Origin of the sequence: Crassaminicella thermophila (genome assembly GCF_008152325.1) — a bacterium.
GTDB lineage: Bacteria > Bacillota > Clostridia > Peptostreptococcales > Thermotaleaceae > Crassaminicella_A > Crassaminicella_A thermophila.
The window spans coordinates 2,377,415-2,394,752 of the sequence record NZ_CP042243.1 but is presented as its reverse complement, the minus strand read 5'-3'; the positions used below and the strand labels follow the sequence as shown (position 1 = coordinate 2,394,752).

At 29.8% G+C, this 17,338-nt stretch carries 18 protein-coding genes and 1 riboswitch; of the genes, 11 read left to right on the top strand and 7 right to left on the bottom strand.

Annotation, left to right across the window (positions count from 1 at the left end):
* Window positions 1-8: 8 nt before the first annotated feature.
* Both FQB35_RS12090 and hcp read left to right on the top strand, forming a co-directional pair.
* Window positions 9-842 (top strand): carboxypeptidase-like regulatory domain-containing protein, encoded by an 834-nt coding sequence (locus FQB35_RS12090; protein WP_148810137.1) that lies wholly within the window; start codon window positions 9-11, stop codon window positions 840-842.
* 246 nt (window positions 843-1,088) lie between these two features.
* Window positions 1,089-2,744: a hydroxylamine reductase gene (gene hcp, locus FQB35_RS12085; RefSeq protein ID WP_148810136.1), complete on the top strand. Its 1,656-nt coding sequence runs from the start codon at window positions 1,089-1,091 to the stop codon at window positions 2,742-2,744.
* Between the two features lie 293 nt (window positions 2,745-3,037).
* Here the strand turns inward: hcp and FQB35_RS12080 are convergent, their stop codons facing one another.
* Both FQB35_RS12080 and FQB35_RS12075 read right to left on the bottom strand, forming a co-directional pair.
* The gene (locus FQB35_RS12080) at window positions 3,038-3,955 is read right to left on the bottom strand and encodes a pseudouridine-5'-phosphate glycosidase (protein ID WP_148810135.1); all 918 of its coding nucleotides are present in this window, start codon (window positions 3,953-3,955) and stop codon (window positions 3,038-3,040) included.
* The gene (locus FQB35_RS12075; RefSeq protein ID WP_148810134.1) at window positions 3,949-5,043 is read right to left on the bottom strand and encodes a PfkB family carbohydrate kinase; all 1,095 of its coding nucleotides are present in this window, start codon (window positions 5,041-5,043) and stop codon (window positions 3,949-3,951) included. The genes FQB35_RS12080 and FQB35_RS12075 overlap by 7 nt, the downstream gene beginning before the upstream one ends.
* A gap of 268 nt (window positions 5,044-5,311) precedes the next feature.
* Here FQB35_RS12075 and FQB35_RS12070 point away from each other — a divergent pair, with 268 nt between their 5' ends.
* Window positions 5,312-7,033, top strand: coding sequence for a methyl-accepting chemotaxis protein (locus tag FQB35_RS12070; protein ID WP_148810133.1), 1,722 nt, complete (start codon window positions 5,312-5,314; stop codon window positions 7,031-7,033).
* 32 nt (window positions 7,034-7,065) lie between these two features.
* On the opposite strand, the gene FQB35_RS12065 is transcribed toward FQB35_RS12070, so the two are convergent.
* The 4 genes from FQB35_RS12065 to FQB35_RS12050 form a co-directional block, all read right to left on the bottom strand.
* Window positions 7,066-7,299, bottom strand: coding sequence for a hypothetical protein (locus FQB35_RS12065; protein WP_148810132.1), 234 nt, complete (start codon window positions 7,297-7,299; stop codon window positions 7,066-7,068).
* Window positions 7,300-7,361: 62 nt separating this feature from the next.
* On the bottom strand, window positions 7,362-8,186 hold the full coding sequence (locus tag FQB35_RS12060; RefSeq protein ID WP_148810131.1) for a MetQ/NlpA family ABC transporter substrate-binding protein: 825 nt from the start codon (window positions 8,184-8,186) through the stop codon (window positions 7,362-7,364).
* A gap of 11 nt (window positions 8,187-8,197) precedes the next feature.
* Complete coding sequence (locus FQB35_RS12055) at window positions 8,198-8,848, bottom strand: methionine ABC transporter permease (protein WP_148810130.1); 651 nt, start codon at window positions 8,846-8,848, stop codon at window positions 8,198-8,200.
* A complete protein-coding gene (locus FQB35_RS12050) occupies window positions 8,845-9,837 on the bottom strand; it encodes a methionine ABC transporter ATP-binding protein (RefSeq protein ID WP_148810129.1) in 993 nt (330 codons plus the stop codon). Before FQB35_RS12050 ends, FQB35_RS12055 begins: the two co-directional genes overlap by 4 nt.
* 99 nt (window positions 9,838-9,936) lie before the next feature.
* Window positions 9,937-10,043: riboswitch (SAM riboswitch) on the bottom strand.
* Between the two features lie 242 nt (window positions 10,044-10,285).
* Between FQB35_RS12050 and FQB35_RS12045 the strand changes: the two genes are divergently transcribed.
* Window positions 10,286-10,603 (top strand): YerC/YecD family TrpR-related protein, encoded by a 318-nt coding sequence (locus FQB35_RS12045; RefSeq protein ID WP_148810128.1) that lies wholly within the window; start codon window positions 10,286-10,288, stop codon window positions 10,601-10,603.
* 120 nt (window positions 10,604-10,723) lie between these two features.
* Here FQB35_RS12045 and FQB35_RS12040 read toward each other — a convergent pair whose 3' ends face one another.
* Window positions 10,724-11,596 (bottom strand): nucleoside hydrolase, encoded by an 873-nt coding sequence (locus FQB35_RS12040; protein ID WP_148810127.1) that lies wholly within the window; start codon window positions 11,594-11,596, stop codon window positions 10,724-10,726.
* Between the two features lie 261 nt (window positions 11,597-11,857).
* Between FQB35_RS12040 and FQB35_RS12035 the strand changes: the two genes are divergently transcribed.
* The 7 genes from FQB35_RS12035 to FQB35_RS12005 are packed head-to-tail and all read left to right on the top strand — an operon-like array spanning window position 11,858 to window position 17,322.
* The gene (locus FQB35_RS12035) at window positions 11,858-12,550 is read left to right on the top strand and encodes a YeeE/YedE thiosulfate transporter family protein (protein ID WP_207707302.1); all 693 of its coding nucleotides are present in this window, start codon (window positions 11,858-11,860) and stop codon (window positions 12,548-12,550) included.
* An 11-nt stretch (window positions 12,551-12,561) separates the two neighbouring features.
* On the top strand, window positions 12,562-12,789 hold the full coding sequence (locus FQB35_RS12030) for a sulfurtransferase TusA family protein (RefSeq protein ID WP_148810126.1): 228 nt from the start codon (window positions 12,562-12,564) through the stop codon (window positions 12,787-12,789).
* A 27-nt stretch (window positions 12,790-12,816) separates the two neighbouring features.
* On the top strand, window positions 12,817-13,335 hold the full coding sequence (locus FQB35_RS12025) for a YeeE/YedE thiosulfate transporter family protein (RefSeq protein WP_148810125.1): 519 nt from the start codon (window positions 12,817-12,819) through the stop codon (window positions 13,333-13,335).
* A 16-nt stretch (window positions 13,336-13,351) separates the two neighbouring features.
* Window positions 13,352-14,584, top strand: coding sequence for an ABC transporter substrate-binding protein (locus tag FQB35_RS12020; RefSeq protein ID WP_148810124.1), 1,233 nt, complete (start codon window positions 13,352-13,354; stop codon window positions 14,582-14,584).
* Between the two features lie 4 nt (window positions 14,585-14,588).
* Entirely contained in the window at window positions 14,589-15,461 is an 873-nt protein-coding gene (locus FQB35_RS12015; protein WP_148810123.1) for an ABC transporter permease, read from the top strand.
* A complete protein-coding gene (locus FQB35_RS12010; protein WP_148810122.1) occupies window positions 15,458-16,267 on the top strand; it encodes an ABC transporter permease in 810 nt (269 codons plus the stop codon). The genes FQB35_RS12015 and FQB35_RS12010 overlap by 4 nt, the downstream gene beginning before the upstream one ends.
* Window positions 16,268-16,293: 26 nt before the next feature.
* The gene (locus FQB35_RS12005) at window positions 16,294-17,322 is read left to right on the top strand and encodes an ABC transporter ATP-binding protein (RefSeq protein WP_148810121.1); all 1,029 of its coding nucleotides are present in this window, start codon (window positions 16,294-16,296) and stop codon (window positions 17,320-17,322) included.
* The last annotated feature ends 16 nt before the right edge of the window (window positions 17,323-17,338 follow it).

Sequence of the window (17,338 nt, the reverse complement as noted above, 5' to 3'; positions counted from 1 at the left end):
TTATTTGTATGGATCAGTATATATTAGGTCAATCAAAAATTGCTGGTATTACAGACGAACATCCTGAAATAGTACTCAATTTAAACCTAAAAAAAAATACTTACTATGATAATGCACTTATATATGGAAATGTACTAACTTCAAATGAATGTCCTATAGAAGATGCTACTATAAGTTTTTTTAATGAAAATGATGAAAAAATAGGTTCTGTATATAGCTCTGAAGAAGGTTTTTATGCTTACTTTGAAGTAAAATTGAATACAAAAGTGAAGATTATTGCAAAAAAAATAGGCTACAAAACTAAAATAAGTGATTTTATGAAAATATGTTCAAGAATGATAAACTTTAACATCTATTTAAAAAAATCACATATGTCTAAATATACATTAATTTCTGGTCATTTAGTAGATAACAACAACAAACCTTTAAAAGATATTACTGTATATCTTTTAAAGAATACATGTAGCAATGAAAAAAGAGTATATAAAGCTACTACTACAAATATTTATGGGCAATTTGTCTTTTCAGATATACCAAGGGATATATACGAAATATTTATAAACAATCCAAACTTTGAAATTTATAATAAACTTATTGAAATTAAACAAACAGATAAGATATTTGATATAAACATAAAGCTTAATAAAAAAGATATAAAAACTAAAATAACCGGTCAAATAAAAGATGATAATGATATTCCGATTCCAAATGCTTTAGTAATATTATATAGAGTTGATGATAATAAATTTATTCCAATTGCACACACTGTATGTAATGAAAAAGGAATATACTGTTTTACAAACATTCCTTTTGACAATTATATAGTGAAAGCTAAGCTATAAATTCTAAAAATAGGTTTTATATAAAGCAATTATTTTCTATTCAATAGAATAAAATCACCCTATGCATCTAAAAAAGGGTGATTTTTTAGTTTGTTTTCAGATTACAGTCATTAATTATTTTTTTCAATAGTTTATGATAAACAATTTAAGGGTATAAAAAAATAAGTTATATTGTGACACACGTCACATAGGTTTAATTGTATTTATGATACCATATAAACAAATAAAAAAAGGGAGGAAAAATGGATGAATAAGCAAGTACAAATGTTTTGTCATCAATGTCAAGAAGCGGCGAAGTGCATAGGATGTACCACAAGAGGTGTTTGTGGAAAAACTAGCGATGTATCAAACTTACAAGACTTACTTATCTATTTACTAAAAGGATTATCCATGTATAATTTAGAAGCAAAAAAGTTAGGAATTAATACAAATAAAGTGGATAAATTTATTACAGAAGGGCTATTTGCAACAATTACAAATGCAAATTTTGATAAAGAATACTTTGTAGAAAAAATTAAAGAAACTTTTACATTAAGAAATGAAGCAAAAGAACAAATCATAAAAGAAGGTGGAAATGTAAATATTACTCATGATTCTGCAACCTACTTTAGTGATAGTGTTGAAGAATTAGAAGAAAAAGCAAAAACAGTAGGATTTTTATCTATTGAAAATGAGGATGTAAGATCTTTAAGAAGTTTAATTATTTTTGGTGTGAAGGGGTTAGCTGCATACACTGATCATGCTTTTCGATTAGGATATGAGGATGATGAAATCTATAAATTTATGCAAGAAGCAATGGTTGCAACATTGAATGATGATTTAACAGTTGATGATTTAGTTGCCCTTACAATGAAAACAGGAGAATTTGGTGTTAAGGTTATGGCATTACTTGATAAAGCAAATACATCAACTTATGGGCATCCAGAAATTACAAAAGTAAATATTGGTGTAAGAAACAATCCTGCTATTTTGATTAGTGGTCATGATTTAAAAGATATGGAAGAATTATTAAAGCAAACAGAAGGAACGGGTATTGATGTATATACTCATAGTGAGATGCTCCCTGCTCATTATTATCCTGCATTTAAAAAGTACAGTCATTTTGTAGGAAATTACGGTAATGCTTGGTGGAAGCAAGATAAAGAATTTGAAAAATTTAATGGACCGATTGTTATGACAACAAACTGTCTTATTCCTCCAAAGGATGTATACAAAGATAGAGTCTATACTACAGGAGCAGTAGGCTTTGAAGGGTTAAAAAGAATTCCTGTAAAAGAAGATGGAACAAAGGATTTTTCTATGGTAATTGAACATGCTAAAAAATGTGCTCCTCCAGTTGAAATAGAAAAAGGAGAAATTGTAGGTGGTTTTGCACATAATACAGTATTGAGTTTAGCTGATAAAGTTGTTGAAGCTATAAAAACAGGAGCAATCAAAAGATTCTTTGTAATGGCTGGTTGTGATGGAAGAATGAAGAGTAGAGATTATTATACAGAGTTTGCAAAAGCATTACCAAAAGATACAGTAATCCTTACAGCAGGCTGTGCAAAATATAGATATAATAAGCTAGATTTAGGAGATATTAATGGAATTCCAAGAGTTTTAGATGCAGGGCAATGTAATGACTCTTACTCTTTAGCAGTTATCGCACTAAAGCTAAAAGAAGTATTTGAGTTAAATGATATTAATGAATTACCGATTTCTTATAACATTGCATGGTATGAACAAAAAGCAGTTATTGTATTACTAGCACTATTATATTTAGGTGTAAAAAATATTCACTTAGGGCCTACATTACCAGCATTTTTATCTGAAAATGTTGCAAAGGTATTAGTTGAAAACTTTGGTATTGGTGGTATTACAAATGTTGAAGATGATTTAAAAATGTTCTTAGAAGCATAGGAATATAATAAAAAGCTGGGTGATCCAGCTTTTTATTATATATAGATAAATAACATTAACATAAAAAAAGAAATATAAAAAAGATAAGAGAATGACTTGGATAACTTTTGTTCAAAACTTACTGAAATTACATGGAAAAATACGTTAAGAACCTTCATTGTTTGAACGAAGTGAGTTTTGAAGGTTTAGTATTTTTTCATGGAATGAAGTTTAGTTTTTTCAAAAGTTATCTGGAATGAACGTTCTTTTTATATTTCATTTTGGAAGTGGTTACCTATAAATAAAAGTAGAAATTAATATATTTTAGAAAGCTCTACTGCTAGCTTTGCACCTAGTTTTGCATTGTTATATACAAGCTGAATATTAGATTCTAAACTTTTTCCACCTGTGATAGCTTTAATTTTTGAAAGAAGGAAAGGGGTTGTTTCTTTTCCTTTGATTCCTTTGTTCTTTGCTTCAGTTAGTGCATCTTCTATGGCATTGTTAATGCTATCAAAGTCCATTTCATATTCTTTTGGAATTGGATTACCTATGACAATGCCTCCTTTTAAATTTAGATCCCATTTTGCTTTTAGTGCTCTTGCAAGCTCTAATTCAGAATCAATATAGTAATCTACTGAAAATCCACTTTTTCTAGTAAAAAATGCTGGAAATTCTTTTGTTTGAAAACCTACTACAGGAACACCATGAGTTTCTAAATATTCTAATGTTAAACCAATATCTAGTATGGATTTTGCTCCAGCACAAACTACTGCTACATTTGTATTTGCAAGCTCCATAAGATCGGCAGAAATATCGAATGTTTCTTGAGCTTCTCTATGAACACCTCCAATACCTCCTGTAACAAATATTTTAATACCTGCAAGATTTGCAATAATCATGGTAGAAGCTACTGTTGTTGCTCCGTTTAATCCCTTGCTAATAATAAAAGGTAAGTCTCTTCTGCTTGCTTTTAATATATTTTTTCCTTTTCCCATATACTCTAACTCTTCATCTGTAAGGCCTACCTTTAATCGTCCATTTAAAATGCCTATTGTTGCAGGAACAGCACCGTTTTCTCTTACGATTTTTTCAACATTTTTAGCTGTTTGAATATTTTGAGGATAGGGCATACCATGAGATATAATAGTAGATTCTAGTGCGACTACGGCTTTTTTTTCTTCTAATGCTTTTTTCACTTCTGGATGGATATCTAAATATTGTTTTAACATATATTCATCTCCTTTAATTGTTTTTTTATATTTTCTAATGACATAGTTGGGTTTATGGTATTTTCATGGGATAAAGCTAAAATAGAAGCCCCAATAGCAAATTTTGCACTGGCATCTAAAGAATAATCATTTAAATATGAATAAATAAGCCCTGACATAAAAGCATCTCCAGCTCCTGTAGCATTGACTACATTTATTTTTGGAGTGGATAAAAAGTTTTTATTATTCTCATCTGCATAAAATACTCCTTCTTTTCCTAAGCTTATAAATACTTTTTTTACCCCTTGATTTAAAAAATAATAGGAAACTTTTTCTAAATCTTTTCTAGTATTAATTTTTATATTTGATAGAATTTCGGCTTCAAGTTTATTTGGTTTGATAGTATGAAAATATCCAATGAAATCCTTAACTTTTCTCGATTTAGAAGTAGATACAGGATCAAGAAAAAAATTTACTTCTTTTAAATTGGTTACTAGGTAGTATAAAATTTCTTCAGAAATATTTGTATCAACAACTACTAACTGGGAATTTTTTAGTATAGGAAATTTTTTTCTTATAAAATCAATTGTGATCTTATTGAAAATATCCATATGAGAAATTGCTACTTTTAAATCTCTATTTTCATCTAAAATAGAAAGATAAGTAGAGGAAGGCATATCTTTTAATGTTAAGCAATGCTGCATATCAATACCTGAAAGCTTACACTCTTCTAAAATTTTTCTTCCATATAAATCATCTCCTATAGCAGATATTAGTTTTGTTTCAATGCCAAGCTTTACTAGATTTTCTGCTATATTTCTTCCAACTCCCCCTAGTGAAATTTTTACTTTTCCAGGATTGGAATCGTTTAAAATTAAAGGTTTGCTTGGAAAGCCTTGAATATCAATGTTTGTTCCTCCGATTACAGCAACATATTCTGCTTCTCTTAGAATATAGCCTTTTCCTTTTATATAACCTTTTTTCATTAAATTTGTAATATGAACAGCTACAGAGGAACGGGCAATTCCTAATGTAGTTGCTAGCTCTTGTTGAGATATAAAAGGATTCTTTTGAATCAAAGATAGAATTTCTTTTTCTCTATCAGTCATTATTTTCACCAACTTATGTTTAATTTATAAACTTATGTTTATGTATAGTATACCCGAAAAACATAAATTTTGCAAAAAAATGAAAAGAGCTTTTTAATATTATGTATTTTAAATACTTAATAGATGATTCAATAAATTTAAAAAATTTTTGACATGGTTTATAAAAAATAATATTATATAGTAGGTGTAATTTTATAGGAAGCTTGAAATAATACGAAAGAAAACGTTTATTTATATCTGATTTGTATGCAAACTGGGGGGGACTTGATTGAGAAAAATATTTTTTAAAGAAAGATTGGGAACGAAAATTACTTTATCATTTTTACTAATCATTGTAGTAAGTATCAGTATATTATCTGGAGCAATGTATAAGCAAAACTATCACATGTTAATCAATACTGTAGGGAAAAAAGCTTTAGCCATTACAAAAACAGCAGCTGAGAGGATAGATGTTGATGCATTTAAAGAGTTTAAGACTGCTGATGATATGCAAAAGGAAAGCTATAAAAAAATAATGGGTGATCTTAATTATATTAGAAAAATAGGTGGAGTTAAATATTTATATGTACTGAGAAAAAATGAAAATGGTGATTTTATTTACATATTTGATACAGCTGATGATGAAGAAGAAGTTTGTGAGATTGGAGAAGTTGAAAATGATGAAAGCTATACGTTAGCATGGCAAGGAAAAGCATTTCATGAAGAAGAAATTTGGCTTGATAAAGAATGGGGGGCCATGATTTGTGCGTACTATCCATTAAAAGATAAAAATGGGAAAATAATAGGAGTTGTAGGTGCTGATTATGGTGCTGAAGCAGAGTATAAAGCATTTCAGAAAATGAAAAAAATGATTCTTTTATTATCATCTTTAGTATTAATAATTACAACAATGATAGGAATATTTATATCAAAAAAGATATCAAAACCTATAGAGAATATAGCTAAAATAGCTAATAAAATGGCAGATTATGATTTGAATATTGAAAATATAAATACTAAAAATAAAGATGAAATTGGCTTATTGGTAAATAGTTTTAATAGAATGGCTGAAAATGTTAGAAATTTAATTAATAGTATTCAAAAAACTACCAAAGAATTAGAAAATACATCACAAACAATAGCAGTTTCTTCAGAACAAGTAAGTATAGCCAGCGAAGAAATTTCAAAGTCAATTCAACAAGTTGCATCAGGAGCAACTGAACAATCAGTGGAAACAAACAATGGTTTAGAAACAACCAACTATTTATCACGTAATATAGAAGATATATTAGACAAGTTAAAGTCTGTAGGTCTTGACGCTGAAGAAATGAAAGAAAAGAATGAACTAGGAATGAAAGCAATTAAAGAATTTGACCATATTTTTAAGGAAGATATGCAAGGAAGAATAAATGTGAGAAAAAGTATAGAAGAATTATCAGAAAAGTCAAAGTCAATCGGTGAAATTGTGGAAACTATTAAAGCAATGGCTGATCAAACCAATCTATTGGCTTTAAATGCTTCTATAGAAGCTGCAAGAGCTGGAGAACATGGCAGAGGTTTTGCAGTTGTTGCAGATGAGGTAAGAAAATTAGCAGAACAGTCTTCAAATGCTACTAAAGAAATACATAATAAAATGCAGGCGATTATTCAAGTTATTGATAGAACAAGTATGAATATGAATAATACAAAGGCAATGGCAAAGCATGCGAGAAATCATTTAAATCAAACAAAAGAAGCATTTGATAATATAAAAATGTCTACAGAGAAAGTTGTGGAGAAAATATCATATTTATATAGCCAGATTGATTGTGTTGAAAAAGCAAAAAATGATGTATTAAAATCAATAGAGAATATATCTTCAGTATCACAGCAATCTGCATCAGTTATTCATGAAATAAGTGCATCAACAGAAGAACAAGCAGCATCTATACAAGAAGTTACAGTATCTATTCAAAATTTAAACAATATGATAGATGAATTATCAAAAGCAATGGAATTATTTAAAGTTTAAATAGATAAGGTGATGAAAAATATTTCATCACCTTATCTTAATTTTGTATGTTTTTTACTTTCAGGATTTCGTTTTTTAGTAGTTTCTGTTGTATCTTCATAAAATCTTAAGCTATCAATAGCATCCACATCTCTTTGCATATTTAGTGGCATAACATAGGCATTCTGTGTTTTTTCAATTATTGGATAATCATGACTGTTATAAGTAGAATCAATCATATCCTGTGCTTTATCTGAATTAAAATTTGTTCCTTTTTTATTTGTCATCATATCATCTCCTTTGTATTAGTATTTCACAGATGAAGAAAGATATGTGACCGAAAAATGGACTAAAAAGCAGGAACAACAGCTCCGTTGTATTTTTCTTGAATGAATTGTTTTACTTCGTCACTTTGTAACACTTTCATTAATTTTTTAATTTTTTCAGAATCCTTATCTTCTGGACGGATAGTAATAATATTTGCATATGGAGATTCGCTTCCTTCTATCAACAAAGCATCTTTTTGAGGATTTAAGTTTCCTTCTAATGCATAGTTTGTATTAATGATACTTGCATCAACGTCTTCTAATGTTCTTGGTAATTGAGCTGCATCAATAGGCTTAAATATTAACTTCTTAGGATTTTCTACAATATCTTTTTCAGTAGCTTCAAGTCCTGCACCTTCTTTTAATTTTATAATACCTTTTGCATCTAAAAGAATTAATGCTCTACCTCCGTTTGTTGGATCATTAGGAATAGTGATTGTAGCGCCTTCTTTTAATTCTTCAACAGATTTAATTTTTTTGGAATATAGTCCAAGAGGCTCAACGTGAACATTTCCAGCACTTACAAGGTTAAGACCACGTTCTTTGTTAAAAGTTTCTAAATAAGGTAAGTGTTGAAAGAAGTTTGCATCGATTTCTTTATCAGCTAAAGCAAGGTTAGGACTTACATAATCAGTGAATTCAACAATTTCTAATTTAATTCCTTCTTCTTTAAGCTTTGGCTCGATAAATTTTAATATTTCTGTATGAGGTACAGGTGTTGCACCTATTTTTAGAGTTACTGTTTTACTTTTAGTATCTGATACTTTTTCTTCTTTTTTTGAACAACCTGTAAAGACCAATGATAAAACTAATAAACTTAAAAGTACTTTTAAAATATTTTTTTTCATATTTATTCCCCCTATTTTTTATTAATGATTTGTGCAATTTTGTTGCCAGTGCTTTGAATAATTTGAACAAGTACAATCAGTAAAATTACTGTAGCAATCATCACATCCGTTTGGAATCGATGATAACCGTATCTTACAGCTAAATCTCCAAGTCCACCTCCTCCAACAACGCCAGCCATTGCTGAATAGCCTAAAACGTTTATTATGGTGATGGTAATTCCAAGGATAAGAGATGACATAGCCTCTGGAATTAAAACTTTCATGATAATTTGAGTAGGGGTAGCTCCCATTGCAATAGAAGCTTCTACTACTCCCCAGTCTACTTCCCTTATACTGCTTTCAACAACTCTAGCGAAGAAAGGTGTTGCTGCGATGATTAATGGAACAATTGCTGCTGTAGTACCAATAGTTGTTCCAACAACAAGCCTTGTAAAAGGAATTATAAAAATCATCAGTATGATAAAGGGAAGTGATCTTGTTATATTAATAATGTATGAAAGCACATTATTTAGCCATGGATTTGGAAGAATATGATCTTGATCTGTTACAACGAGAATAATTCCTAGTGGAAGTCCAAAAATTATTGTAAAAAATACAGATATAAAGACCATATATAAGGTTTCAAATAATGATGGTGTAAGTAATTCAATCCAATAACTCATTGTTTTAACACCTCCGCTTTAACATTGTTTTCTTCAAAATAAGATATGATATTTGATAATTCATGACAATCTACATTTATTTGAATAGTAAGTTTTCCAATTGGCTTTTCTTGTATATATTCAATTTTTCCAGATAGAATATTTACATCAATATCAAATTTTCTTATTAATTTTGAAATAATAGGATCACCAGCACTACCATCTGTAAAGGATAAATTTAGAATTTTTCCTTTTAAGTATTGCTTTGGCAGATTTTGTTCTTGATCTACAAAATGCTTTGTTACATTATTGCCAGGTTTAGAGAAAATATCTATTGTATGTCCTTCTTCTATAATATAACCTCCTTCTAATATAGCCACACGATTGCAAATTTCTTTGATTACTTCCATTTCATGGGTAATAACCACAATAGTTAAGCCAAATTCTTTGTTAATATTTTTAAGAAGATTTAGAATCTGTTTTGTTGTTTTTGGATCTAATGCAGATGTTGCTTCATCACAAAGAAGTACATCTGGATTATTAGCTAAAGCCCTTGCAATACCTACCCTTTGCTTTTGACCACCACTTAACTGAGATGGATAAACATTGGCTTTATCTGATAATTCTACAAGCTCTAATAGTTCTGATACTCTTTCTTTTATGATTTTCTCTGGTGTTTTGACTAATTTTAAAGGAAATGCAATATTTTCAAAGACTGTCTTACTGTGTAAGAGATTAAAGTTTTGGAAAATCATACCGATTTTCTTTCTTGCTTTTCGAAGCTCTTTGTTTTTTAAAGTAACTAAGTTTATACCATTTACCCAAATATCACCGTTTGTTGGCTCTTCTAATCTATTTATGCAACGAATAAGAGAAGATTTTCCAGCACCACTTAGTCCAATGATTCCATAAATATCTCCTTTGTCAATACGTAAGTTTATATCTTTTAGTGCGACTACTTTATTTCTTCCTTTGGTATAAACCTTAGATAGATTATCTATTTTTATCATAATTTCACCCCTTTAAAACTCTAGATTATAATACATATGGGAAAGAGGTACTAAAAAAGCCTCTTTCATAGAGAAAGAGGCATAAAAATTTCTGCTTCTCTCTCATCTGTCGATACAAAAGTATCGCAGGAATTGGCACCGCTGCTTTATAAAAAGCCGGTTGCCGGGTTTCATAGGGCCAGTCCCTCCACCTCTCTGGATAAGAGATATCCGTTTTATTTATTTTTCGTTTTGATTAATATTGAGTATAATGATTTTTTGGAATAATGTCAATACTTTTTATATAATTTTATATTAATATAAATATAAACAATATTAAAAGAAAAAAATAAAGACACGTGAATGAGCGTGTTTTTATTTTTCTTCTTAAAAATTGTTTATCTATAAAAAGGATATAATAAGTCAATATAGAATATAACTATACAAAAGATATTTTTGGGGTGATTGAATGAGCTATGAATCAAAACTGAAAAATGAGTTTACTGATGAACTTTTTGAGGCCATATTACTACTAGAAAATATTGAAGAATGCTATAGGTTTTTTACGGATATCTGTACTATAAAAGAAACTCAAACCTTAGCACAAAGATTAAAAGTTGCAAAGTTGCTTAGAGATAAGAAAACTTATAATGAAATTGAAGAGATTACAGGGGCAAGTACAGCAACCATTAGCCGAATTAATCGCTTTTTAGTTTATGGAGCAGATGGATATAATTTAATTTTAGACCGTTTGGAAGAAAAAGCCAAAAAAGAAGATACAAAGTAAATTTATCTAAAAGGGAATCCTTTATTTGAAGGGTTCTTTTTGTTTTGAATATTTTAATGGGTATTTATAGATTTACTTTTTCAAAAATTAAAGATGCACTAACGGAATGTTAGAGCATCTTTAATTTACATTTTTCCAAGCTTCAAAGATAATTTCATTAAACTTATGGATATCTTTAATTATTGTAGGGATGTTTACAACATATCCAGTAGATGAATCAGGATCTATTTTTAGATATCCAGTTTTTAAATCTTCAGTACTAGATATAACCTTTTGGAAATTTTCATCAAATAATTCTGGATTGGTCACATAGACTGCAGATACAACATCCCAGTTATAAAAGCCTTTAATACCAAACTCTTTCATAATGAATTCATACCAAGGCAAAGTTTTTTGTTTGATATATTGATATATTTTAATGGATTCATTATTCATCAAGCGATCAAATTCAGCTTCTCCAAAAACAGCTTGTAGACATATATGACCAGTTAAAATGGTTACTTTTGCATTAGAACTTAACACCTTATATGTGGCTTCTGGGTCACAGGAAAAATTTAATTCATCAAGATTTTTACCATTAATAATAAGGGGTTTTACAATTCCACCCATAAGAACAATTTCTTTTAAATTATCAAAGAAGTTGTTATCAAGTTTATAGGCACCATATAAGTTTGTAAGGGAACCTGTTGCTAATAAGGTGATTTCACCTGGATATTTTTTTGTCATATCTACTAAAAATTCAGCTGCGGCGCTTTGCCTATGATTAGGGGATGGTGCACCTTTATGCAATGGAATATTATTAATCCCTAAATCTTGAAACATTTGTATGGTATTATTATGTACAATATCAATGGTACTGTTTCCATAGGTAGTTGTAACACCTAAAAGATCAATGTCATTTCTTCCTAATAGATATAGAAGTGTTAGTCCATCATCCACATCTCTTTCTTTAACGCCCATTGTATTATCACAGTCATAAATGATTTTATGCATAGTTTATATCTCTCCTTTTTGACTCATTAGCTTTATTTTAACAAAATCATATAAAAAATAAAAGAAATGAATCTACAAATGATGTATTACTTACAATAATTGATATTTGAATGAATTTAGGATTTATTATAAAATTTAATATAAAATATTTTTATTTAACATAATGATATTTTATATAGGAATACCATTTACTAAAAGTATAATATATTTAGAGAAAGTTTGATTAAAAATTAACATTCTCTAAAAGCTAAGGAGGAGTACATGGCTTCTAATAGGATTGAAGAATTAAAAAAGAGACGGCAGAGAGAGATTAAAAAGAAAAAAAGCCAAGTTCCAGTTGGAGTGACTTTCCTAATTTTTGCATTGATTATATATGCAATATTTTTAGCAACGGATTTTAAAAGTAGTATGTTTTGGATTATAGGACTTTTATTTGGGATAGTCCTACAAAGGGCTAGATTTTGTTTTGCAGCTAGCTTTAGAGACCCAATATTAGTTGGGAATACGTCCATTCTAAAAGCAGTTATTATTGGCTTAATTATTATGACCATAGGATTTGGAATTATACAATTTATTTCAATAGGAGATAGTCAAGATTTTGATATAGAAAATATTCCTGGATATATTTCTAAGGTAGGTATGCATACTGTAATTGGAGCAATCTTGTTTGGAACAGGAATGGTTATAGCAGGAGGATGCGTCAGTGGAACCTTAATTAGAATAGGAGAAGGATTTATTCTTCAGATTGTAGTTTTAGTCGGATTAATTATAGGTAGCTTAATATCAGCTAAATATATTCAATTTTGGGATAAGTGTATTATTTCTAAAACCCATGTTGTGTATATACCAAGGTATATTGGTTTTTCTAAGGCAATAATAGGACAATCTATACTATTACTGCTTATATATTTTCTGGCGGATTTATACCACAAAAGAAACAACATAATGAAGTAGGAGGAAATAAAATGGCAGAGGTTAAGCTAGACTGTATGTATGAGACTTGTCCAATTCCTTTGTTAAAAGCTCATAAAAAACTGCAAACAATGAAAGTAGGAGATATATTAATTATGGAGACAAATCATACATGTTCAATAACCAATGTTATAGAATGGGCAAAAAAACAAGGATATGATGCTGATTATATTGAAATAAGAGAAGGTGAATGGGAGATATATATTGAGAAAGTGAAGTGATGGGAAAAGTCAAGAAGGGGGCATTCAATGAAGGTATATGATACAATACTAAAAAAACCATGGCCATATTGGGTAGGTGGTATTTTACTAGGAGTATTGAATGTAATTTTACTATTAGAAACTAAAACATCTTGGGGAATATCGACAGGTTTTTTAGGCTGGGGAGTATATATTTTAGAGAAATTTGGATTTGACCCTAGTAAATGGCATTACTTTGTAATGAATCGTAATACATTTGAAATTGGAGAAACATTTGTTAAAAATCACTATACTATTTTAATCTTAGCTATGATCTTAGGTTCATTAATATCTACTTTATTAGCATCAGAATTTAATTGGAAACGTATAAAGAATAAAAAACAATTATTTTTTGGCTTGTTAGGTGGGATTTTAATGGGATATGGTGCTAGACTAAGTCATGGATGTAATATAGGAGCATATTTTAGTGCGATCCCATCATTTTCATTACATGGTTGGATTTTTGGCATATTTATGTTTGTAGGAGCATGGATAGGATGTAAAATACTACTGAAATTTATTTTGTAAAATAGGAGGAATTTTAATGAAAAGAATATTAGCATTTATTATAATTTTTAGTTTGGTTTTTAGTTTAGCTGCTTGCAATCAGAATAAAAGTAAAGTGGAAAACATTTCAGAAATGGAGTGGAATCAAATTTTAGAAAGCGCGAAGGGAACAACTGTTAATTTTTATGGTTGGGGCGGAAGCCAAATGACAAATAACTGGATTGATACCTATTTAGCAAAAAGATTAAAAGAAGAATATGATATAACTTTAAATAGGGTACCTATGAATATAGATGATATTTTAAATAAGCTATTAGGTGAAAAACAACTGAATACAGAAGGAACTGTAGATATAGTATGGATCAATGGAGAAAATTTTTATACGGCAAAGAGTAATGACTTGCTTTATGGACCTTTCGTAGAGAAACTTCCTAACTTTAAAAAGTATGTGGATACAGACTCTGTAGAAGTAGAATATGATTTTGGATTTCCAGTTGAGGGATATGAGGCACCATATGGAAAAGCACAATTTGTCATGGTTTATGACAAAGAAAGGGTAAAAAATGTTCCAATAGATCATAAAACTTTATTAGAAATGGCGAAGAACAACCCAGGAAAGTTCACTTATCCTGCACCACCTGATTTTACTGGAAGTGCTTTCGTTAGAAATATTATTTATGATATTGTAGGATATGAACAATTTCTAACTATGAAAGCAGATAAGGAAACTGTAAAAAAGGCTATTGAGCCAGCAATTGATTATTTAAAAACGTTAAAACCTTATCTTTGGAAGGAAGGAAAGACTTATCCTGCTACAATTGCTCAATTAGATAATATGTATTCAGATAATGAAGTCATTATGAGTATGACATATAATCCAAACTCAGTTGCAGGAAAGATCATAACAGGAGAATTTCCAGAGACAACAAATACCTTTGTATTTGAAAAAGGAACAATAGGAAATACACATTTTTTAGCAGTACCAAAGAATGCCCCTAATAAGGCTGGCGCATTAGTAGTGATTAATTTTATTCTTAGTGTACAAGCCCAAGCATCAAAATATAATCCAGAAAACTGGGGAGACTTACCAGTCTTAGATTATCAGAAATTGACTGAAGATGAAAAAAAGGTATTTGAAGCGATAAAAATTGGAAAGGGTGTTTTGCCTCAAGATTACCTATTAAGTCATAGGCTTCCTGAAATACCAGCAAAATTAATACCTATCATTGAGGAAATTTGGATAGAAAATATACCTACAGAAGGTGAGTAAAGCATTGAATACAAAATTAAAACCTTATCTATTACTTATACCAGTTATGACAATTATTTTAGGTATATTTACATTTGGACTGGCTATGGGACTTGCCCAAAGCTTTGGTTATTTCCCTGCAATAGGATTAAAGGATTTTACTTTGAAATACTATATGGAAATATTAACAGACAAAGGCTTTTTATCATCTCTAAAGTTTAGTTTATATATATCTATTGTTTCTTCAATACTTGCAGTTATCATTGGAGTAGCATTGGCATATTCTATACTGCAAAGCAAACATAAAAAAGGAATTGAAGAGATTGTATATAAACTGCCAATTATTATACCACATACAGTTGCTGTTTTGATTGTATATAACATATTGGCTCAAAGTGGGATTTTACCAAGAATATTATTTCATTTAGGACTGATTCATGATCAGTCCCAATTTCCTTCTATGTTATTTGATAAAAGTGGAATAGGAATAATAATAACTTATTTATGGAAGGAAATTCCCTTTATTGCAATGGTTGTTTATACGGTTTTAAGCAACATAAGTAATAAACTAAGTGAGGTAGCATTAAATTTAGGTGCAAGTAAAAGGCAGGTTTTTTGGCATGTACTATTACCACTGGTTATGCCATCAATCATTTCTTCCTTTATCATCATATTTGCATTTTCTTTTGGAGCCTTTGAGGTACCATATTTGTTAGGTCCTACGGCTCCAAAAACATTACCTGTAGAGGCCTATATAGAATATACGAATCCAAATTTAGCAAATAGACCATATGCTATGGTAATTAATATGATTTTGACATTTTTTTCATTGGTATTGATTTGGCTTTATCAAAAGACATTTAAGCTAATATCAAAATATAGTGGGGGATATAGATGAAAAGAAAAAACAGTTTGATATTTAAAACAATCATGTATATATTAATATTTATGTTAGTTTTCCCACTATTGGTTTTGGTTATATGGAGCTTTAGTAAAAGCTGGCCGTGGCCATACTTGATACCAAAAGATTTTGGATTAAGGGGATTTTGTTATATAACAAGTGCAACCTGTAAATCACCAAGGATTTTAGTATACAGCATTTTTCTATCTATGATTGTTACCATTATAAATCTTTTGATAAGTATACCAGCTGCGAAGGCGTTAGGTGTATATACTTTTAGAGGTAAAAAATTTTTTAAAACCTTAATATTAGCACCAATCATTGTACCACCGGTGGCTGTAGCAATGGGTATACATGTGTCTTTTATAAAGATTGGACTTGCAAATACCTTTTGGGGGGTTGTACTGGTTCATCTTGTGCCTACTATACCATATGGCGTTCGGATTTTAATGAATGTGTTTGAGATTGTTGGAGATTCAATGGAGATGCAAGCAAGAGTTTTAGGAGCAAAACCAATCCAAATATTTTTTTATGTAACGTTGCCACTTATTGCACCAGGACTTGTTTCAGCAGCAAGTATGGTATTTATTATTTCTTTTAGTCAATATTTTTTGACCTTTTTAATTGGTGGTGGAAAAGTTGTAACTTTTGTAATAGATATGTTTCCTTATATACAGAGTGGAGATCGAATGATGGCATCAATTTATAGTCTTATTTTTATTATTACATCTTTTATGGTGCTATTGATTATGGAAAAATCAGTTAAGGCTTACTATAAAACAGAAGCACACTTTTATTTGTAACGAAGAATAAGAAGGAGAAAGAAACTATGTCAGGAATCGAATTAAGAAATATATCAAAGTCTTTTGAGCATAAACAGGTACTAGATAATATCAACCTATCAGTTAAAGAAGGGGAAATGGTTTCTCTATTAGGGCCCTCTGGATGTGGGAAAACTACTACATTAAAAATGATTGCAGGACTGATTCACCCTGACAGTGGAGATATATTATTTAACAATAAATCTGTTCTGGATGTACCTGTTGAAAAGAGAGGAGCTGTCATAGTTTTTCAAGAATATTTATTATTTCCGCATTTAACCATAGAAGAAAATGTTGGTTTTGGGTTAAAAATGGCGAAGGTTAAAAAATTGAAACAAAAAGAAATAGTAAAAAAAATGTTAGACTTGGTTCAATTAAATGGCTATGAAAGGAAATATCCAAATGAATTGTCTGGTGGGCAAAGACAGCGAGTGGCTATAGCCAGAGCATTGGCAATTGAACCGAAAGTTTTATTATTAGATGAACCATTTTCAAATCTAGATACAATACTAAGAGCAAATATGCGTGAGTTTATTTGCAACATTCAAAAAAGTTTAAATATAACTACTATATTGGTTACCCATGATAAAGAAGAAGCATTGATGACGTCTGATAAAATAGCAGTAATGCTTAGGGGGAAAATAAGACAATTCGGAACCCCTACTCAGCTATATGAAAGACCTGTTACGCCAGAGGTTGCAAATTTTTTTGGTGAGAAGAATTACATCGTTGGAAATATAGAAAATGGAATATTTAAAAGTAAATTAGGAGCATTTGAAACAACCTTTGACAAATATTCAGTTGTCAAAGCAATGATTAAGCCTGAAGAGATAGAGGTATTACCAAAAGATATACCTACAGGTGTGAAAGGAAAAATAATTCTTAGAAGGTATGCTGGAGATCGGGTTTATTATACGATTTCTGTGAATGGAGTTCAGCTAAAATCTATAAGCAACACTAAAAAAATATTTGATATAAATGAAGAAGTTTCTTTAAAGATCGATGTCGATAAGGCTGTTTTTTATGAGAATAGGTAAGTCATGAAAAGCTCAA